Source organism: Devosia sp. MDV22-iso42, from assembly GCF_058629155.1.
Window position 1 is genome coordinate 1 of sequence record NZ_JBZVWR010000002.1, and the last position, 19,036, is coordinate 19,036.

Below are 19,036 nucleotides of genomic sequence, written 5' to 3' on the forward strand. Positions count from 1 at the left end.
TTCGAATCCTAGCGCCCCAGCCAGTTGATTTATCGATACTGCTGCCCCGCCTCAGATCTGCGCCGGCGGGAGCGGCAAGATGGTGCCCGTTGTCTTGGGCTCCCTGGCGTGGCTCTCATCCGATAGCAGCTTGACGGCGGCATGCCAGTAGTCATCGGCCTTGCCTTCAGGGCAGCCGTCGCGCTCCCACAGCTGATAGGCGACAATGCGGATCTCGTTCTGGTCGAGTTCGGCCATGATATCTCTCCTTGGGCGATAGCGTTGACGGATCACTGGACGGCTGCAAGCTGGCCATTCAGCGCGTTGGCTGCTGCCTGTAGCCGCGTGAAAGTAGTGGCCCGGCATAGCGCTCAACGACAGGGCAGGGCGATTGTTCCATCCCCCGTCGTGGCGCAGTCGCTGCGGAGGGGCTTCAGAACGGGCTGGCGGGGGGAACCATCGCGTGGCTATGGCGTTCGCCAATGATAGTCCCCACCCCAGGAGCGTCAGCATGCCATCATCAAACCATCCATTCGGCTATTGGGGAACAATAGCGCTGGCTGTGGTGATGGTGCTGTTCGGCGTGCCGATTCTGCTTGGCGGCCTCTATCTCATTACCCTGGGCGGCTCCTGGTACTATGCGCTGGCCGGCCTCGGCCTGCTCGCTTCGGCCTGGTTCCTGTTCCGTCATGAGATGATGGGCGTATGGATCTACCTCGCCACCTATCTCGGCACATTGGTCTGGGCGCTGTGGGAAGCCGGGCTCGACGGCTGGGCCCAGGTGCCGCGCCTTGTCGCGCCCACCATCATCCTGGCCCTCGTGCTGCTGACCATTCCGGCCCTGAAAGGTCGCACCGCTGCACCGCGTCGCGCCATGGCCGCCGCGGCCGCCGCCATTGTGGCCGTGGGCGCCTCCCTGCTGGGTTTGAGCACTGTGCGCGACGGCAATCTGGTGGCGCAGGAAACCACAACGCCACCGGCTACCGAAACGCCAGCACCCGACGAAGTGGTTCCCGCGACGCCAGTACCAGCGCCGACCGAGCCAGCTGAATCCGCCACTCCCGCGCCCGCCACGCCGGCTGTGCCTGCCGCTACCGATGCAGGCCCCGCCGGCGAACCGCTCGAGGCCGCGCCCGCTGCCTATACGACGCTGGAAACCGGCGCCGACTGGCCCGCCTATGGCGGCAATCACCGCGCCACCCGCTATTCCCCGCTCGACCAGATCACCCGCGACAATGTCGACCAGCTCGAGCAGATCTGGGAATTCCGCACCGGCGACCTGCCGGAAAACGACGAGCCCTTCGGCAACCAGAATACCCCCGTCAAGGTCGGCGATCGCCTCTATCTGTGCTCGGCGCTCAACAAGATCAGCGCGCTCGATGCCGCTACCGGCGCCGAGTTCTGGACTTTTGATCCGCAGACCCCGGTCGATGCCATCGGCTACAATGCCTCCTGCCGCGGCCTGATCTACTTTGCCGATCCGACCGCTGCGGCGACCGATCTCTGCGCCACCCGTGTCGTCAACCTCACCCATGATGCGCGCATGATCGCGCTCGACACGGAAACCGGCCAGCTCTGCCCTGACTTCGGCAATGCCGGCGTGGTCAACCTGCTTGAAGGCATTGGCGACACTGCCCCCGGCTTTTATGCCCCTACGTCGCCGCCAACCCTGGTGCGCGACGTGCTGGTCGTCGGCAGCCAGGTCAGCGATGGCCAGACGCGCGAAGCACCCTCCGGCGTTATCCGCGGCTTCAACGCGGTGACCGGTGAACTGGATTGGGCCTGGGATATGGGTCGCCCCGGCGAAACCGGCCTGCCGCCGGAAGGCGAGATCTATACGCCCGGCACCCCCAATATGTGGACCATCGCCTCGGGCGATGACGAACTGGGCCTGGTCTATATGCCCATGGGCAATTCGGCCGTCGACTATTGGGGCGGCGACCGCTCCGAGGCCGAGAATACCTATTCCACTGCCATCGTGGCGCTCGACGTCGAAACCGGCGAGGTCGCCTGGAGCTACCAGACCGTGCATTACGACGTCTGGGATTATGATCTGGGCGGGCAGGGCACGCTGGTGGATTTCCCCACCGCCGACGGTCCGGTACCGGCCATCATCATGCCCTCCAAGCAGGCGCAGTTCTATGTTCTGAACCGCGAAACCGGCGAGCCGCTGGTCAATATCGAGGAGCGTCCCGCTCCCCAGGGCGGTGTCGAGCCCGAGCGCCTGTCGCCGACCCAGCCCTACGTCACCGACTTCCCCAATCTGCTCAAGCCCGACCTGACCGAGGCAGACATGTGGGGCACGACGCCGCTCGACCAGCTGTGGTGCCGCATCCAGTTCCGCCAGGCCAGCTATAACGGCGTCTACACCCCGCCGACCGTCGACCAGCCCTGGATCCAGTTCCCCGGCTACAATGGCGGCTCCGACTGGGGCGGCGTGGCTGTGGATCCGGAAAAGGGCATCATGATCGCCAACTACAACAACATGCCCAACTACAATCAGCTGATCCCGCGCGAGGAAGTCGATGCCATGGGCGTTCTGCCCATCACCGACCCCAATTACGATCCCGATGTCGGCGGCGGTTCGCATGGCAGTGTCAGCCCGCAGGCGCAGTCGCCCTATGGCATCGGGGTCAATGCCGGCTGGCGCGTGCCCTTCACCGGCATGCTGTGCAAGCAGCCACCCTATGGTGGCATCGCCGCCATCGATCTGGAAACCCGCGAAGTGCTGTGGGATCGCCCCTTCGGCTCGGCCCGCAAGAATGGTCCCTTCGGCATTCCGTCCATGCTGCCCATCGATATCGGCACGCCCAATAATGGCGGCGGCGTCATTACCGCCTCGGGCCTGTTCTTCATTGCCGCAGCGACCGATGATATCCTGCGCGCGATTGATATCGAAACCGGCGAGGAAGTCTGGCAGGTGGTCTTGCCGGCCGGCGGTCAGGCCACGCCCATGACCTATGAGGCAGGTGGTCGCCAGATCGTCGTCATCAATGCCGGTGGCCACGACTTCATGGAAACCCCCATCGGCGATTATTTCATCGCCTATGCCCTGCCGGCGACGGCCACGCCATAAACCGCTCGAGGAGGGGTGGCGTCGCCTCTCCTCAAGCCTACAGATTTGAGTTTCCGGTTCCAGCGTCAGGACCCCCATGCCAGCCCCGCTCATTGACACCAGCTATTGCGGACCGCCACCGCTCCCGGAAGATCTCTGGGGGCGGTGGAATTTTGACCCGGTTCTGCTGACCGTCATGCTTGCCGCTGCGGCGCTATTCTGGTTCGGCCAGCCGCTGCGCAGCCGCGCCAGCGCCAGCTTTGTTACCGGCATGACCGTGCTGGCGGTGATCTTCGTCAGCCCGCTCTGCGCGCTCACGGTCGCGCTGTTCTCGGCCCGCGTGGTCCACCACGTCCTGCTGGTCGCCGTGGCCGCGCCGCTGCTGGCTTGGGCACTGATCCAGCAAGGTCGCACCGGCCTGGCAAACCTGACCTCAGCCCTGCCGCGCCTGGCGACCCCGCTTCTGGTGCTGCATACCCTCATCTTCTGGCTCTGGCACACGCCCGACGCCTATCAACTGGCGCTGACCAATATCCCGGGCTACTGGCTGATGCAGACGACGCTGCTGGGCAGCGCCATGCTGTTCTGGGGCGCAGTCCTCTTGGCCTCACCTGGCCGGGCTATCGTGGCGCTCGTTGCCGTTACCATCCAGATGGGCCTGCTCGGGGCGCTGCTGGTGTTTTCCGGCCAGCCGCTTTACATGCCCCATTTCGCCACCACACAGGCCTTCGGTCTGGGGCCCCTTGAGGACCAGCAACTGTCCGGCCTCATCATGTGGGTCCCGGCCAGCCTGCCTTACCTGCTGGTCGCCGTCTGGCGCCTCGCAGCCTGGCTGCAGCAGAGCGAGGCGCGACAGGCGTGACCGAGGTTCTCCTCAAATTCGTGCATGTCCTGGCCATCGCCCTATGGTCGGTCGGGCTGCTGTGCCTGCCCTTCCTCTACAACCAGCGGCGCCAGCTCACGGACAAGGCGCTCCACCGCCTGCACAATTTTGTCCGGTTCTTCTACATCAAGCTGGTATCGCCCGCCGCTTTCGTCGCCGTGGTGTCGGGCACGTTCCTGATCTTTGTCGAGTCCACTTTCGTGCCGTGGTTCTCGGTCAAGCTGGCTTTGGTCGGGGTCATGGTTTTCATCCATGTCCTGAGCGGCCTGGTCATCCTGCGCCTGTTCGAGCCTGGCCAGACCTATCCTACTATCCGCGTCGTCACCGTCATCACGCTGACGACCATGGTCATTGCCGCAATTCTGGTGACGGTGCTGGGCAAGCCGCAATGGGTGACTGCCGACTGGATCACCAGCTTCTTTGCCCCTGGCGCCCTGGGCGAGATGTTTCCCTTTCTTACTGCTTGGTTGAGATGATGAGACCGACACCATGATCAAAGACCAGCTTGCCCCCATGCCAACCCGCCAGCGCCGTCAGCACGGCCGAGAGCAGGGACAACATCAGCCCATGCGGCAGGATAGCCTCGGGCACGGTCAGGCGCAGGCCGAAATTGGCGCCGATCATGGCGATCAGGGTGATCGCGGCGATGGCATGGTTCCAGCTGGCCACCCGCACACGGATGCCGGGTACTGCCAGAAGTTCGACCGTGCCGGCCGCCGACGCCAGAATCCCGAAGGCAAATGCCGCCCCGGCGCCCCACAGCCCGACTTGCACCCAGAACGGGTCGGCCGTGATCCAGTACATCCCGTCGGCGCCAAGGGTACAGATCACCAGAGCGATGGGAAAATGCACCAGCATGGCATGAATGGGGTGACCAGCCACGGCGACGGCCGAGCCGACATCCTGCTCGGCAATGGCCCTGATGCCCGGATTGGCGTGCGAGGCGTCGGCCTCCCCCGTCGATTCTTCGGACTGCATTTCGGCTATGTCGGCTTTTTTGGCGTCTTGTTCGGACAAGCTGGCCCCCTGGTTTTGCGGTTTGCTGCTCTGGCAGCAACGCCTCTGGCGCTTGCAGGTTGCGCCACGCCGCTATCAACGCTTTATCCGGCCGGTCCCGCCGCCGCCAATATCGCCACCCTGTGGTGGGTCATGTTCTGGGGAGCCACCGTCCTCTTTGCCCTGGTGCTGGCCCTGCTGGCGCTCAGTTTCATCCGTCCCGCCTTCATCGCCGCCATCAAGCCGGCCCACTGGATCATCGGCGGCGGCCTCCTCATGCCCATCCCCATTCTCGTCGGCCTGCTGATCGCCGCGCTGGTCCTGGGTGAACAATTGCTGCCGAAGCCGGGTGGCGTGGCCACGACGCGGGTCGAGGCCCATGCGCAGCAATGGCAATGGCGCTTCAGCTATCCCGACATGCCAGGCGCTGCCGCGACCGAGGTCCTCCATCTGCCCGCCGGCGAGCCGGTCGATATCGTCGTCACCGCCGCCGACGTCATCCACGCCTTCTGGGTGCCGCGCCTGGGCGGCAAGATCGACGCCATTCCCGGCCACACCAATGTCATCCGCCTGCAGGCCGACGAGCCGGGCATCTATCGCGGCATCTGCGCCGAATATTGCGGGCAGGGGCATGAGAGCATGGGCTTTGTTGTCGAAGCGCATGCCCCGGCCGATTACGCCACTGTCATTGGAGGCGCACCATGAGCCGCAACACGCGTAGCGCCCAGACAGGCGGCGAGCCGCTCTCGCCCATCGCCTTGCACAAGGCACTCTCGGCCATCTGGGATACCCCGCCCGGCTGGGGTCGCCTGTCATCGGTCAACCACACCATTCTGGGCAAGCGCTTCATGGTGCTGGCGCTGATCTTCTTCACCATTGGTGGCCTGCTGGCCATGCTGATCCGGGCCCAGCTGGCCACGCCCAACAGCGCCTTTATCGGCCCCGAGCTCTACAACCAGCTCTTCACCATGCATGGCACGGTGATGATGTTCCTGTTTGCCATTCCCATGTTCGAGGGCCTGGCCATCTATATGCTGCCCAAGCTGCTGGGCGCCCGCGATCTGGCATTCCCGCGCATGACCGCCTATGGCTTCTGGTGTTATCTGTTTGGCGGCCTGATCCTGATCGTCGCCATGGTCACCGGCTATGCGCCCAATGCCGGCTGGTTCATGTATACGCCCCTGTCCTCGGGCACCTATACGCCGGGCATTAATGCCGATGTCTGGCTGCTCGGCATCACCTTTGTTGAAATCTCGGCCATCACCGCGGCCGTCGAGATCATGGTCACCATCCTCAAGATGCGCGCACCGGGCATGTCGCTGACCCGCATGCCCATCTTCGGCTGGTACATGCTGGTCACCGCCGGCATGATGCTGATCGGCTTTCCGCCGCTGATCCTGGGCTCCATCCTGCTCGAAATGGAACGGGCCTTCGACCTGCCCTTTTTCGATCCCACCCGCGGCGGCGATCCGCTGCTCTGGCAGCACCTGTTCTGGCTGTTCGGCCACCCGGAGGTCTATATCATCTTCCTGCCGGCCGCCGGTGTGCTCTCCACCATCATCCCCACTTTCGCCCAGCGCACTTTGGTGGCCTATAACGCCATCATCGTCGCCATCGTCGCCATGGCCTTTTTGAGCTTCGGCCTCTGGGTACACCACATGTTCACCGTGGGCATTCCCCATCTGGCTCTGGCCTTTTTCTCGGCGGCCAGTGCCCTGGTGGCTATCCCAACAGCGGTGCAGATCTTTGCCTGGATCGGTACGCTGGCCTCGGGTAAGCCCAAATTCGACATTCCCATGCTCTATGTCGTGGGCTTCTTCGTCGTCTTTGTCTGTGGCGGGCTGACCGGCGTCATGCTGGCCATGGTGCCCTTCAACAGCCAGGCGCATGACAGCTATTTCGTCGTCGCCCATCTGCATTATGTGCTGGTCGGCGGCTTTGTCTTCCCCATGCTGGCGGCGCTCTATTACTGGCTGCCGCACTTCACCGGCCGCTCCAGCATCTATCGGCTCTCCGTGCCCGCCTTTTGGCTGATCATCGTCGGCTTCAACCTCACCTTCTTCCTCATGCACGTCACCGGGCTGATGGGCATGCCGCGCCGCATCTCGACCTATCCTTCCAACTGGGGCTGGGACTGGCTCAACCTGCTGTCCTCCTTTGGCGGCTTCATCATGACCATGGGCTTTGCCCTGGTGCTGATCGACATCATCATGCAGTTCCGCTTCGGCGTACCATCGCCGCGCAACCCCTGGGGCGCGCGGACGCTCGAATGGGCAACGCCCACGCCGCCGCCCTCCTACAATTTTGCTGCCCTGCCATCGATCACCAAACGGGCCGACGATCTCGATCCCAATAGCCTTGGCGCCACTTTGGCGGGCGGCGACGGCTATCTCGGCTTCCCGCGCGACAACCGTCAGGAAACCCTGGGCGTCGACATGATGACCGGCCTGCCCGATCAGGTCATCATCCTGCCGCGCTCAAGCTTCATGCCGCTCTGGACGGCTTTGGCCACCGGCGTGTTCTTTCTCGGCCTGCTGTTCAAGGTCTATTGGCTCGTGCCGATCGGCGCTGCCCTGGTGGTGGTCCTGTTCCTGCTCTGGCCGCGTGACCTCGGCGCCAGGCGCGATATGGGCCCGATCGATATCGGCCAGGACAGTGCCGTCCCTGCCGATGTCGAGGTTAAGGACAATGTCACCTGGTGGGCCTCGCTGTTCGCCGTCGCCGTTGACACCACGCTCTATGCCTCGCTGCTGTTCGGCGGGCTTTATCTCGCCGTCGTCGCCCCGGGCTGGGACGGCGCCGCGCCCGCCACCAACTGGTTGCCGGCCATAGGCCTTGTCACGGCCTTTGCCGCGTCATTCCTCGTGCATCGGGCCCGGGCGCGAAACGCTTCAGGCCAGTCGCCCTTCGCCTTTCTGGTCGGCGCTGCCGGCCTTTCGGGAGCCACGGCGCTCCTCTGCATTCTGGGCATGGTGCTGCTGGGTGACTCCACGGTTCATGCGAACCTGGCCTTGCGCTTCGCCCTTTATCTCTACTGCGCCGTCCACGCCACGGTGGCCATGCTGATCGCCGGCCACGCCGCTTGGCGCTGGCACGGGGGCTATGTCTCGGTTGTTCGCGCCACCGATCTGCGCCTGTCGGTACTATGGACGGATTATGCCGGCCTGGCGCTGCTGCCGGCCTGGGCACTGATCCTGCTGCTGGCCAATGCGGGGGGACCGGCATGAGCAGAACCCTCTGGCCCATCCTGCCCGGCTTCACCCTCTGGGCGCTGGCCTTCATCGTGCTCTATGCCCTGCAATATCTCGGCTGCTATTTTGCCTGGGATCCGGCCCTGCACCGGACACTGCTGATCGCCGCGGCCATCGTCTCGCTCGCCCTGCTGGCTTTCTGCCTCGTGCTACAGCTCCGGGCGCTGCGCGGGCCGCGGGCAGCGCCCACCGCGATCGACCGCATCGGCGTTGGGGCCACTATGGCGGCCCTGGGGGCGACAGTGGTGACGTTGGCGCCGGTGACCTTCGTTTCCATGTGCCTTTGATGACCAGTCGGGTGCCGGCTGGCCGATAGAGGTGTCAGGCGCGGCCTAGTGCCAGCCGATCGCCAGCCGGCGCCCCGCATAGTCGCTCTGCCACACGGTCTCGCCGAGCGACGCATGCGCCCCCGTCGTCTGCGTGCAGACCAGGCGTCGCCCCTCCAGGGTCCGCTCCATGGTGACCGCGCCAGCAGTGAGCGTCATCCTGACATCGGCAGCATCGAAAAATGCCCGCTCGCCTGCCCGCAGGGCGAGCAGGGTTCGGGTTAGCCGCGCCTTGTCGCCGGCAAAGCCCTCCGCCTCGGCAGCACCCGCCAGGGCACCCCAGTCGATGGGCAGCCGGCTGTCCGGGTCAGTCAGCGTATGATAGGCGCTTTCGCAGCCGCGATAGATGTCGGGAAAGCCCGGCATCAGGCATTTGAGCGCCACCTGAGTCAGGCTGAGCGCATCGCCGATTTCCAGCAATTGCGTCAGGGCCGCCGGCTGCGTGTCAGTCCAATGGGCGCAGAGCGCTTCGGCAAAGCCGATAGCCGGATCCTCCACCGCCGCCACCGGCCGCGCCCAATAGGTCGCGTCCTTGGCTTCCCGCATCGCCTTTTGCATATGCGCGGCCAGCCGCTCCTGCAGCGCCTCGGGCTCGGCGCCCCAGATGGCCAAAGCCGACTGCGCGATATACCACCGCCAGCGCGGCGCCACATCTCCTGCTTCCGGCAGCATGCCGGCAGCCTCCACCAGTCCGGCAAAATCCTCCGGCAGATGGCTGATCGCCGCCAGCCGCATCCGCGCATCTTCCGAGCGCTTGGTGTCGTGGCTGGTGCTCAGTGTCATGTCCGAGGCCTGGCGCAGCGCCAGGAACGCATTGGCCTCAGCCACGTCGATCGTCGCCTCGGCCGGCTCGGCGCCAACGTCATTGCCCGCCAGATAGGGCGTCCAGCGGAACCCGGCAGTATCCTCCTGCGCCTTGGCCAGCAGCGCGCCCGACACCTGCTGCAACCGCACGACAAAGGCCAAAGCTGCCGGTGTTTCCGGCGCCATCAGCGCTGCCGCCAGATGCTCGAGCACCCGCGCCGACCGCAGCTTTGGCCGCGCCGCCTCGACAATGGCGTCTATCAGCGCGCGATCCTGCGTATCGGCACCATCCACATCCACATAGGTGCGGTAGCGCGTCATCCCGGTCAGCAGCACCGTCACCGCCTCGCGCAGGCTTTCCGGCCCCGGCTCGACCTCGGCATCATTGGCCAGAGCCGCCGCGCCCAGCCGGACCAGCTGGTGCAACTCGGCCGCCAGCTCATTGTGCATTACGTCGCGCTTGGACTGCGCCAGCACATCGGCGAAGTCACCGTCCTGGTCGGTATACTCCCGCCAGCTTTGCTCCAGCCGCGCCAGCCCGTCGGCATCGGTCAGCCCCCGCGCCAGCAGCCGCCCGGCCTCATAGCCGGTCGTCCCCGCCGTCTGCCAGCCCTCAGGCAGGGTCTCGCGCCCGACCAGAATCTTCTCGACCCAGACCGGCGTCCCCGGCAGGGCCTCGGCGAGCCGTTCAAGATAGGTCCTTGGGTCGGCAAGTCCGTCAATATGATCTACCCGCAGCCCATCGACGTGACCGGCACGCACCAGGTCGAGGATCAGCGCATGGCTATCGGCGAACACATCGGCATCTTCCACCCGCATGCCGATCAGCCCGGTGACGTTGAAGAACCGGCGATGGGTAATGCTGTCGCGCTCGGTTTCCCAGTGCCGCAGCCGCCAGTGCTGGCGTTCGTGCAGCGCCAGCAGATCTTCCGGCGTACTGGCGCCGTCTGGCCCATCGGCCGCCAGCGGGATATCCATCTCGCCCACCCGCCAAACTCCATCCGACGCGGAAAAGTCGCCTGCCGCCAGCATCGCCGCAAAGGGCTCCGGCAGGAAGGGCAGGGCCAGCGGCCCCGCCGCCCAATCGATATCGAAATGCCGGCCATAGCGGCTCGCCTCTCCATGCGCCAGCACATCGACTAGCCAGGGATTATCCAGCGTGAACGCGGTATGGTTGGGCACGATGTCGAGGATCACGCCAAGCCCCTTGGCATGCGCTGCCGCCGACAGCGCCTCGAACCCGGCGCGGCCGCCCAGGCTTGGCTCGATGGCCGTCGGATCGATCACGTCATAGCCATGCGTCGAGCCAGCCGCTGCGGCAAAAACCGGCGACAGATAGAGGTGGGAAATGCCCAGCGCGGCAAAATAGTCGAGCTGGCGCTGCACTTCGGCAAAGCCGACGCCCTCGCGCAGCTGGATGCGGTAGGTGGCGGTGGGAATCGGATCAATCATTGAACTGGCCTTGCACACAGAGCGCGTATTTATCGCGCCGGACATCATTGCGGCTGAACTGCGGATTGGCCAGCGCCGCCAGACCCACCCCCACCGCACCGAAATTGAGCTCCAGTCGCAGCGAGCCGGCGGCAAAGCTCCAGCGCGCCTCGATTGAGGCCGGACCGATGCGCCGCACCTGCGCCGCGCTGATCCGCCCCGATTTGAGCAGCGGCACCACATAGTCGCGGCGAAACGCCAGGGCCTGCCGCGTCAGCTCCAGCCAGCCTTGCGCCGTCGCATCACTCTTCCAGGTCAACTTGGAGGCGGCAAACGTGTCCACGGCCAGCGGATCGGGCGGCGCCGCCGCGGCATCGGCGGGCGCGCCGATCTCCTCGGCTCGCCCCTCGCGGATGCTGTCGGCCAGCTCGCCCTCGAAATCGGCGAAGAACAGGAAGGGTGCCTGCTCGCCCCGCTCCTCGCCCATCACAATCATCGGCACATAGGGCGATACCAGCAGCAGCGCATAGGCGATCTCCACCGCGTCGGGCGCCGCCAGCGTGATCAGCCGTTCGCCATGCGGCCGGTTGCCGATCTGGTCATGCGTCTGGATGGCGTTGATGAAGGCGGTCGGGGGCAGGTGCCCGCTCTTCTGTCCGCGCGGCGCGGCACGGCCCTCGCGCTCCTGGCCTTCCTCGACCTGGCCATGCGCCAGCGCCCGGCACAGATCGGCGATCGGGTCGACCGCATAGCTGGCGTAATAGTCTTGGTCCTCGCCGGTCAGCGCCGTATGCACGGCATGGTGAAAATCATCGTTCCAGCTGGCGTCATAGAGCCCGCTTTCACGCCAGTCGGGCAGGTTGCGGTCGTCCTCGGTGATCAGGTGGATCCGGCGCGTCGGGTCCAGCGCCCGCAGCGTCGTGGCCATTTCGGCAAGGAATTCGTCCGCCCCCGGGCCGGTAATCTCATGCACCGCGTCAAAGCGCAGGCCATCGAGCCGGTAATCGGCCATCCACATGCTGGCGCAGTCGATCCAGAAGGCGCGCACCGCCGGCAGGTCGAAATGGATCGCCGCGCCCCAGGGCGTATGGCGCTCCGGGGCGAAGAATTCCGGCGCCAGCGCGTGCAGATGCGCGCCCTCGGCCCCGAAATGGTTCATCACGATATCGAGCAGCACCATCATCCCCAGGCTTTGGGCATGCTCGACAAAGGTCCTGAATTCGTCCGGCGTGCCATATTCCGGGTGCGGCGCAAAGGGCAGCACGCCGTCATAGCCCCAGCCGCGCGCGCCCGACCACTGGCCGATCGGCATCACCTCGATGGCAGTGATCCCCAGTTCGGCCAGTTCGGCCAGCCTGTCGCGCGCTGCGGCAAAGGTCCCCGCCGGGGTAAAGGTGCCCACATGCAGTTCGTAGATTACCGCCTCTTCCCAGGCCCGGCCCTGCCAGGGCGTGTCCCACCGATAGGCCTGGTGATCGACCAGCACGGAATGGTCATGCACCCCCCCCGCCTGCAAGCGGCTGGCCGGATCGGGCATGGCTCTGCCATCGACGCGGAAGCGATAGGCTGTGCCGGCGGTAGCGGTGACGCTGGCTTGCCACCAGCCGTCGGCGTCCCGGGCCATGGCAACGCAGCGCCCGTCGAACTCGACGGCGATAGTTTTGGCTGAAGGGGCCCAGGTGGCGATCGACCAGGTGCCGTTCTGTTGGGCGCGGGCGCCCCAGTGCTGTGTCATGTTGCCCTCATCTTCGAGCGGCCTAAACGTGGCACTCTGGGCGGGCGTTCCGTGCCGAAGGCAAAGCTTTTGTCAGGGTGCGTTATGGCACAGCGGGTCAGCGTACTGGTGGCAGCAAAAGGCCGGGCCCTCCACAGCGGAGGGGCCCGGCCGACATGCTCGACGTCGTTTCGGATCAGGCGGCGGCGTCGGCCAGCTGGCCCAGCTTGATCTGGACGAGCAGGCTCAGCTCGTCATAGACATTCCACTCATCGACGATCTTGCCGTCCTTCCAGTGGTAATGGCTCATGCCCATTACCTGCACGCGCTTGCCGGTCGGGTCGCCCAGCTCGCCCAGAATGCCATAGCCCAGGTGATGGCCTTCCATGATCCAGCGCACGGCAACCTTGGTGCCGCCCTCTTCGCAGGGGTTGGACGCGACATGCTGGATTTCGTAGCTGGCATCGGGCAGCGAGCCGATCAGCCCCAGATGCTGGTGGATGATGGCGGCGACGCCATAGAGCTCCTTCATCAGCGGGCCGTGATACTGCGCATTGGGCGCGTAGCATTCGGCAATCTTGCCAAACATGCGCTTGACGAAAATCTCGTGCAGCATCTCGATGGTCTGCACTTCGATGTCGTTGTGCGCCAGGCTGACATCGGCCTTCTCGTTCGGCCGTGTCTGGCCGAGGAAGCGGCGGTTCTCGCCGATATCGAGCGAGGTCAGGCCGGCATCGAACTTGGCCTTGGCGGTGCGCATGGCAAAGTGGTTGGGGTCGAGCCCGAGCTGCTTGATGATGGCCATCTGGTCCGACACCACCCACTCGCGATAGATCATGTTGCGGTGGATCATGCAGTCGGCAATCGTGCGGCTGACAAAGGGCTTGCCGGTCGGCTGACCGAGATGGCCATATTGGGTGTGGCGGCCCGACCCGGTCACCAGATGGCTGGTATAGAAGCCGTCCTGGTCATTGCCGTTCCAGATCACCTGGGTGCCCATGCCGCGCCGCTCGGGAAAGCTCACCAGCCGCTGGATGGTGTCGCGCACCACGTCCTCGCGGTTGTAGATCGTGCCGGTGGTGCCGTAGAGCACGCAGTTATGGGTGTAATGGGTATAGATCAGCCCGATATCGCGCTCGTCCCAGATCTTGTGGGTGCAGCGGATGATGTAGTCGACGATGTCGGTATAGATGTCGTCAAAGCCTTCCAGCGACTGGCTGCGCGGCCGGTCAGTCGGCGCCAGATCCTTGTAGTCACGGCGTTCGACCTGCAGCACGGATTCCTCGGCCGCCATGGCGGGACTGCCCTTGCTCTTGGTGGGGGTGGGGGCGTCGTTCATGATGGCTCCTTGGGGTTCTGCCGGAATGGCTGGATCGGTGGTGCACAGGGCCAGCCAGTCGCGCACATGACGCGCCACGCTGGCAGGATTTTCAAGCGGCGCAAAGTGACCTGCTTGCGGAATGTTAAAGTAGCGGGCGCCCGCAATGCCGTCGGCCAGTTCGTGATGCGCCGCCAGCGGACACACCGCCTCGTCGGCCCCGGCCAGGATCAGGGTCGGCACGGCGATGGCGCCCAGCCGCTGCCGGCTGTCGACCCTGTGGATCGCCACCTCCATCTGCGCCGCCAGCAGGTCGGTGCCGCTATCGTGGGCCATGGCCGTGATCAGCCTGCGCAGGTCGGCATTGTCGGCATGGGCGGGGGACACCAGGTCGCCCCAGGCATCGGCAATGTAATTCTCCATGCCCTCGGCCCGCGCTTTCTCCACCGTCTGGCGGCGCTGCAGGGCATTTTCGGCCGGGTCGGGCCGCGCCGTGGTGTCGATCAGCGCCAGCCCGGCAACCCGTTCGGGCGCCTGCGCCATCATTTCCAGCGCCACGATCCCGCCCAGCGAGAAGCCGAGCAGGGCGAAGCGACCCGGCGCCTGCGCCAGAAGGTGCGCCGCCAGGGCCGGCGTCGTCTCCGCGCCCTCGAGCGCCACCACCTGCGTCAGCGGCCATTCCAGCCGCTCTAGCAGCGGCGCAAACAGCCGTGCGTCGCAGGCCGTACCGCCCAGCAGCAGCAGCGGCAGTGGCGCCGTTATGGTGCCCACCGTTTCGGCCGGAGCGAAAATAATCTGGTTCATCACGATCCACATGTCTCGACGAAAGGCCAAGACCAATTTGCCAAAAAACTCTGGCAAATTTTGAATACGTATGCAAGATCAAAACGACACCTTCACGTGACGCTCGATGCGAGCAGTCTGCTCACGCATTGCCGTCGTCTGCTACGCTTTCCGGAGTGACCTGCGCATGACTACCAGCACGCCTCAAAATTCCGCTTCGCCCTTTCCCGGCGTCACCTATGTCAAGGCGCCCGAGCGCTCCTCGCTCGGCGACAATGCGCCGGTCGAAACCCTGGTCAGCGAAATCATCGCCAATGTCCGCAAGAACGGCGACGCCGCCGTGCGCGAATACTCGGCGCGCTTCGACAAGTCCGACCTGGCCGTTTTCGAGGTCACCCAGGCCGAGCGGGAGCAGGCCGTGGCCGAGCTCGATCCGCAGACCCGCAAGGACACTGAATTCGCCATCGACAATGTGCGCAAGTTCGCCCAGGCCCAGCTCGCCACCATCCTGCCGCTCGAGGTCGAAACCCTGACCGGCGTGCATATGGGCCACCGCGTCATCCCCATCCAGCGCGTCGGCTGCTACGTGCCCGGCGGCCGCTATCCGCTGCTCAGCGCCCCCATCATGACCATTGTCCCGGCCAAGGTGGCCGGCGTCGACGAGGTCATTGCCTGCCTGCCGCCCAATGCCCACAAGGCCATGATCGCCGGCTGCCACCTCTCCGGCGCCGATCGCATCTTCCGCATCGGCGGCGCCCAGGCCATCGCCGCCATGGCCTATGGCACCGAGAGTGTTCCGGCCGTCAACAAGATCGTCGGCCCCGGCAATGCCTTCGTCAACGAGGCCAAGCGCCAGGTCTTCGGGCCCGTCGGCATCGACCAGCTGGCCGGCCCCTCCGAGATCTTCATCGTCGCCGATGCCACCGGCGATGCCGAAATGATCGCCACCGACATGCTGGCCCAGGCCGAGCACGACATCCGCACCCGCGTCGGCCTGATCACCACCGACCGCGCGCTAGCCGAGGCCACCCTGCTACAGATCGAGGCCCAGCTGGCCACGCTTTCCACGGCCAATACCGCCCGCGAAGCCTGGATCAACTATGGCGAAATCACCGTCTGCGACAGCGAAGCGGCCATGATCGCCTATTCCGACCTGATCGCCGCCGAGCATCTGCAGGTCCACACCGCCGACGCCAAGGCCTTCGCGCTCAAGCTGCGCAACTATGGCAGCCTGTTCATCGGCGAGCTGGCCAGCGTGGTCTATTCCGACAAGTGCTCCGGCACCAACCACACCCTGCCCACCATGGGCGCGGGCGCCTATACCGGCGGCCTCTGGGTCGGCGCCTATGTCAAGATCGCCACCCATCAGTGGCTGAGCGAAGAGGGCGTCAAGCAGGTCGCCCCACCCGCCGCCCGCCAATCCGCCAGCGAAGGCCTCGAAGGCCACCGCCGCGCGGCACAATTGCGGCTGGATCGCATGCAGATGAAGATCTAGCAGTCGTCTTTCCTCCCCCGCTTGCGGGGGAGGATGTCGACTGAGCGCTACGAGATCTTGTCGGCCTCGAGCCAAGCCGCCTTGAGCTTTTCCACCGTGAAGCCCGGGGCTCGGGCTGCGGTCAGCACCGGCACTTCCTTGCGCATCACTACGTCGATGGCCCATTCCATCCGCGCGATATGCTCGGCCGGGATCACCACGCCGCCATGGCGGTCGGCATGCACCAGGTCGCCCGGGCGCACAGTCATGCCAAAGACATTGACCGGGCAGTCGAGCTCGGTGACATGTACAAAGGCGTGGCTGGGGCCGACAGACCCGGCGATGACCTGATAGCCTTCGTCGAGCATGCCCAGGTCGCGCAGCACGCCATTGGTCAGCGTGCCGGCAATGCCCAGACCCTTGTGCTGTGCCACCTGCATCTCGCCCCAGAAGCCGCCAATGGCATGGGGAAAGTCAGTGTCCTCGATCACCACCAGATTGGGGCCGTCGCCGGCGGCCACATATTCATAATATTGCATGCGCAGCGCCCGCACCTCGGCAGCCGGCTTCTGCGCCGGCGAGGAGGCGCGGATTTTTGCCGTGCGGGCAAAGCCCACGATCGGCGGGAGAGCCTGGTCGGCGCAGACCACTGGCGTCTTGGTAAAGCCCTCCGCGGTGCGCCCGCCCATGACATGCTCGAGCGCGTTGCAGACGGTGGGCGTATCGGCCTTGCGCAGGGCGGCAAGGACGTCGGGATCGATCATGGGCATAGGCTTCTCCTCAAGCACTAGATTACCTCTCCCTGAGGGAGAGGCCGGCGCAGGGCCGAAATTACGCCGCCTTGCTGGCGATCTCGGCACCCTCGGTAAGCGCCTTGAGCTTGGCCCAGACGATTTCGCTATCCACCGCGCCAAAACCGGCAAAGGTGGAGAAGCCGCAATCAGTGCCGGCGATGACGCGCTCGGCGCCGACGATGTCGGTGAAATTCTTGAGCCGCTGCGCGATCAGTTCGGGGTGCTCGACAAAGTTGGAGGTCGAGTCGATCACGCCGGGGATCAGCACATAGTCGTCCGGCAGATTGACGCTTTTCCAGTCGATCCATTCATGCGCATGCCGCGGATTGGCGCCCTCGAACAGCAGGGCGCGCGGCTTGGCCTTGAGCAGGCTGGGCAGGATCTTCTTGAGCGCAATGTCACAGACATGCGGGCCCTCATAATTGCCCCAGCAGACATGCATGCGCACATCAGTGCCGGCTATATTGCGCAGAGCGTGGTTCATCACCTCGATATGCCTTCCGGCGGCGACGACGAAGCCGTCATCGTCGAGGTCCTTGTACATCATGTGCCGGCCCAGGCCGAGATCGGGCGCGTCGAGCTGCAGCACGAAGCCGGCTTCGACAATGCCCTCATATTCCACCCGCATGCCCTCGGCCACGGCCTCGAGATAGTCGTCCTGGCTGGCATAGAATTCATTGGGCTGGAACAGGGCAATGACGCCCGGCGTCGCCGAATTCATGAAGCCCCTGGCATAGCCATGGGCGCTGAGTGCCGCCTGGAAATTGTCGACGTCATCACGTAGCGGCTCGAGGCTCTTGACCGTGATCTCGCCCACGCATTTGGGCCGGCGATAGCTCGGCGTGCCGCCGCTATTGGCCTGGCGCTTGAGAAAGCTCGGGAACAGCTCCAGATCGGCCGGCGGCTGGCGCGAACTGTCGCCGTCAAAGCCGGTCAGCCGGTCCTTGATATAGGTGGCGTAGCTTATCTTGCTCATCTCGCCATCGGACGGCAGGTCAATGCCTGCCGCCTTCTGCTTGGCGACGATATCGTCGACTGCCGCGGCAATGATCTGGCTGAAGCCGGCCTCCTCGATGGGGACGCCGGCCTCACGCGCGAACACAAGGTCCGTCACCTGCTTGGAGCGCGGCAGCGAGCCGACATGGGTGGTGAGGATCTTGTGGGTCATGGTCGGTTACTCTGCGGCCTGGGCGGTGGCGAACTGTGGTGCGGCGGGGGCTGCCGACCCCCGGATGACAAAGGCGATGGCATCGGCCGAGGCCGGGTTGCGGAAGCCATGCACCAGGCCCACCGGCACGGTCAGCGTATCGCCGGCGCCCAGGATCAGCTTGCCGTCGGCCCAGTTGAATTCGAGCGTCCCGCACTGCACGAAGATCACTTCCTGCTCGCTGCGGCTATGGGGCGCAATGCTGGCCCCGGTCTCGAGCTTGAGCCGGCGCAGCGCAAAGCCATGCTGCCAATGGCCCACGATCGGGCCGGCCGCAAAGCCATCCGCTGCATCGACATCGCCGATCAGCGCGGCTTCCTCGACGCCTTCGCCGGCCAGCGGCGAGTTCGGATTGCCTTCCATCTTGGCATGCGGCAGGTAATACTTGGCCAGTTCCTCCATCGGCGGGGTCGCCAGTTCAGCCATCTTGGCCGCGTCCGGCGGTAGTTCCAGCTCGGCGCCCTCGGGCACGGTCTCACCCAGCGTGGTATCGATCAGCTTGCCGCCCTTGAGCAGCTTGAGGCCGAAATCCTCGGCCATCTTGAAGACGCTCGGCGCCCAGACCACCTTGCCCGGATCGTCATGGCCCAGCACCACGGCGAGGAAGCCGGTGCCTTCGTCGCGCTTCTCGAAGCCGCGGAACATATGCGTCGGCACCGTGGCGACATCGCCCGGCTCGACGTCGAGATAGCCCTCGTCCTTGTTGGCGCCGAACACGAAGCGCCACTTGCCGGTATGCACCAGGAAGGTCTCGGCCGTCAGGTGGCTGTGCTGGCTGTTGGTGCAGCCGAAGGGCTGGCGGGCGGCGCCGAAATTGAAGCCATGCGCCTCGGGGATGTGCACCACCTGCGCCTTGTTCTCGGACACGCCGGGTCCGATGATGGTGAAGTTTTCCTTGCGGTCTGAGCCGGGCGTGCGCGCGTCGATAAACGCATTGCGCAACCCCTTGAGGTCCGCATAGCGCACCAGGCGCTTTTCCATTTCAGTCTGGGTCCACTTGGTCATGGGGTCGTCCTTTCAG

At 65.1% G+C, this 19,036-nt stretch carries 15 protein-coding genes; 7 read left to right on the top strand and 8 right to left on the bottom strand.

Annotation, left to right across the window (positions count from 1 at the left end):
* Window positions 1-51: 51 nt before the first annotated feature.
* The gene (locus AC4NN3_RS00560) at window positions 52-237 is read right to left on the bottom strand and encodes a DUF2934 domain-containing protein (RefSeq protein WP_491925198.1); all 186 of its coding nucleotides are present in this window, start codon (window positions 235-237) and stop codon (window positions 52-54) included.
* Between the two features lie 253 nt (window positions 238-490).
* Here AC4NN3_RS00560 and AC4NN3_RS00565 point away from each other — a divergent pair, with 253 nt between their 5' ends.
* From AC4NN3_RS00565 to AC4NN3_RS00575, 3 genes are all read left to right on the top strand, one after another.
* On the top strand, window positions 491-3,055 hold the full coding sequence (locus tag AC4NN3_RS00565) for a membrane-bound PQQ-dependent dehydrogenase, glucose/quinate/shikimate family (protein ID WP_491925199.1): 2,565 nt from the start codon (window positions 491-493) through the stop codon (window positions 3,053-3,055).
* Between the two features lie 76 nt (window positions 3,056-3,131).
* Window positions 3,132-3,896, top strand: a complete 765-nt coding sequence (locus tag AC4NN3_RS00570) for a cytochrome c oxidase assembly protein (RefSeq protein WP_491925200.1) — start codon at window positions 3,132-3,134, stop codon at window positions 3,894-3,896.
* Window positions 3,893-4,393, top strand: a complete 501-nt coding sequence (locus tag AC4NN3_RS00575; RefSeq protein ID WP_491925201.1) for a CopD family protein — start codon at window positions 3,893-3,895, stop codon at window positions 4,391-4,393. The genes AC4NN3_RS00570 and AC4NN3_RS00575 overlap by 4 nt, the downstream gene beginning before the upstream one ends.
* Here the strand turns inward: AC4NN3_RS00575 and AC4NN3_RS00580 are convergent.
* Complete coding sequence (locus AC4NN3_RS00580) at window positions 4,374-4,895, bottom strand: DUF2231 domain-containing protein (protein WP_491925267.1); 522 nt, start codon at window positions 4,893-4,895, stop codon at window positions 4,374-4,376. The two genes, AC4NN3_RS00575 and AC4NN3_RS00580, sit on opposite strands and share 20 nt — an antisense overlap.
* A gap of 54 nt (window positions 4,896-4,949) precedes the next feature.
* On the opposite strand from AC4NN3_RS00580, the gene coxB reads away from it, so the two are divergent.
* The 3 genes from coxB to AC4NN3_RS00595 are packed head-to-tail and all read left to right on the top strand — an operon-like array spanning window position 4,950 to window position 8,451.
* The gene (gene coxB / locus AC4NN3_RS00585) at window positions 4,950-5,618 is read left to right on the top strand and encodes a cytochrome c oxidase subunit II (RefSeq protein ID WP_491925202.1); all 669 of its coding nucleotides are present in this window, start codon (window positions 4,950-4,952) and stop codon (window positions 5,616-5,618) included.
* Window positions 5,615-8,140 carry a cytochrome c oxidase subunit I gene (ctaD, locus tag AC4NN3_RS00590; RefSeq protein WP_491925203.1) on the top strand — a complete coding sequence of 842 codons (2,526 nt, stop codon included), beginning with the start codon at window positions 5,615-5,617 and terminating at the stop codon, window positions 8,138-8,140. The genes coxB and ctaD overlap by 4 nt, the downstream gene beginning before the upstream one ends.
* Window positions 8,137-8,451 (top strand): hypothetical protein, encoded by a 315-nt coding sequence (locus AC4NN3_RS00595; RefSeq protein ID WP_491925204.1) that lies wholly within the window; start codon window positions 8,137-8,139, stop codon window positions 8,449-8,451. Before ctaD ends, AC4NN3_RS00595 begins: the two co-directional genes overlap by 4 nt.
* Window positions 8,452-8,496: 45 nt before the next feature.
* Here the strand turns inward: AC4NN3_RS00595 and treY are convergent, their stop codons facing one another.
* The 3 genes from treY to AC4NN3_RS00610 form a co-directional block, all read right to left on the bottom strand.
* A complete protein-coding gene (gene treY / locus AC4NN3_RS00600; protein ID WP_491925205.1) occupies window positions 8,497-10,746 on the bottom strand; it encodes a malto-oligosyltrehalose synthase in 2,250 nt (749 codons plus the stop codon).
* A complete protein-coding gene (gene treZ / locus AC4NN3_RS00605; protein WP_491925206.1) occupies window positions 10,739-12,460 on the bottom strand; it encodes a malto-oligosyltrehalose trehalohydrolase in 1,722 nt (573 codons plus the stop codon). Before treZ ends, treY begins: the two co-directional genes overlap by 8 nt.
* A 175-nt stretch (window positions 12,461-12,635) precedes the next feature.
* The gene (locus AC4NN3_RS00610) at window positions 12,636-14,561 is read right to left on the bottom strand and encodes an alpha/beta fold hydrolase (protein ID WP_491925207.1); all 1,926 of its coding nucleotides are present in this window, start codon (window positions 14,559-14,561) and stop codon (window positions 12,636-12,638) included.
* A 166-nt stretch (window positions 14,562-14,727) separates the two neighbouring features.
* On the opposite strand from AC4NN3_RS00610, the gene hisD reads away from it, so the two are divergent.
* Window positions 14,728-16,035: a histidinol dehydrogenase gene (hisD, locus tag AC4NN3_RS00615; protein WP_491925208.1), complete on the top strand. Its 1,308-nt coding sequence runs from the start codon at window positions 14,728-14,730 to the stop codon at window positions 16,033-16,035.
* A 47-nt stretch (window positions 16,036-16,082) separates the two neighbouring features.
* On the opposite strand, the gene AC4NN3_RS00620 is transcribed toward hisD, so the two are convergent.
* From AC4NN3_RS00620 to AC4NN3_RS00630, 3 genes are all read right to left on the bottom strand, one after another.
* A complete protein-coding gene (locus AC4NN3_RS00620) occupies window positions 16,083-16,784 on the bottom strand; it encodes an RraA family protein (RefSeq protein ID WP_491925209.1) in 702 nt (233 codons plus the stop codon).
* Between the two features lie 61 nt (window positions 16,785-16,845).
* Window positions 16,846-17,976 carry a cobalamin-independent methionine synthase II family protein gene (locus AC4NN3_RS00625; protein WP_491925210.1) on the bottom strand — a complete coding sequence of 377 codons (1,131 nt, stop codon included), beginning with the start codon at window positions 17,974-17,976 and terminating at the stop codon, window positions 16,846-16,848.
* A gap of 6 nt (window positions 17,977-17,982) precedes the next feature.
* Window positions 17,983-19,020 carry a cupin domain-containing protein gene (locus AC4NN3_RS00630; protein WP_491925211.1) on the bottom strand — a complete coding sequence of 346 codons (1,038 nt, stop codon included), beginning with the start codon at window positions 19,018-19,020 and terminating at the stop codon, window positions 17,983-17,985.
* Window positions 19,021-19,036: the final 16 nt, after the last annotated feature.

Coding starts and splice junctions, on each gene's coding strand:
- AC4NN3_RS00560 (WP_491925198.1), bottom strand. CDS start 237: ATGGCCGAACTCGACCAGAACGAGATCCGCATTGTCGCCTATCAGCTG.
- AC4NN3_RS00565 (WP_491925199.1), top strand. CDS start 491: ATGCCATCATCAAACCATCCATTCGGCTATTGGGGAACAATAGCGCTG.
- AC4NN3_RS00570 (WP_491925200.1), top strand. CDS start 3,132: ATGCCAGCCCCGCTCATTGACACCAGCTATTGCGGACCGCCACCGCTC.
- AC4NN3_RS00580 (WP_491925267.1), bottom strand. CDS start 4,895: ATGCAGTCCGAAGAATCGACGGGGGAGGCCGACGCCTCGCACGCCAAT.
- ctaD (WP_491925203.1), top strand. CDS start 5,615: ATGAGCCGCAACACGCGTAGCGCCCAGACAGGCGGCGAGCCGCTCTCG.
- AC4NN3_RS00595 (WP_491925204.1), top strand. CDS start 8,137: ATGAGCAGAACCCTCTGGCCCATCCTGCCCGGCTTCACCCTCTGGGCG.
- treY (WP_491925205.1), bottom strand. CDS start 10,746: ATGATTGATCCGATTCCCACCGCCACCTACCGCATCCAGCTGCGCGAG.
- treZ (WP_491925206.1), bottom strand. CDS start 12,460: ATGACACAGCACTGGGGCGCCCGCGCCCAACAGAACGGCACCTGGTCG.
- AC4NN3_RS00610 (WP_491925207.1), bottom strand. CDS start 14,561: ATGAACCAGATTATTTTCGCTCCGGCCGAAACGGTGGGCACCATAACG.
- hisD (WP_491925208.1), top strand. CDS start 14,728: ATGACTACCAGCACGCCTCAAAATTCCGCTTCGCCCTTTCCCGGCGTC.
- AC4NN3_RS00620 (WP_491925209.1), bottom strand. CDS start 16,784: ATGCCCATGATCGATCCCGACGTCCTTGCCGCCCTGCGCAAGGCCGAT.
- AC4NN3_RS00625 (WP_491925210.1), bottom strand. CDS start 17,976: ATGACCCACAAGATCCTCACCACCCATGTCGGCTCGCTGCCGCGCTCC.
- AC4NN3_RS00630 (WP_491925211.1), bottom strand. CDS start 19,020: ATGACCAAGTGGACCCAGACTGAAATGGAAAAGCGCCTGGTGCGCTAT.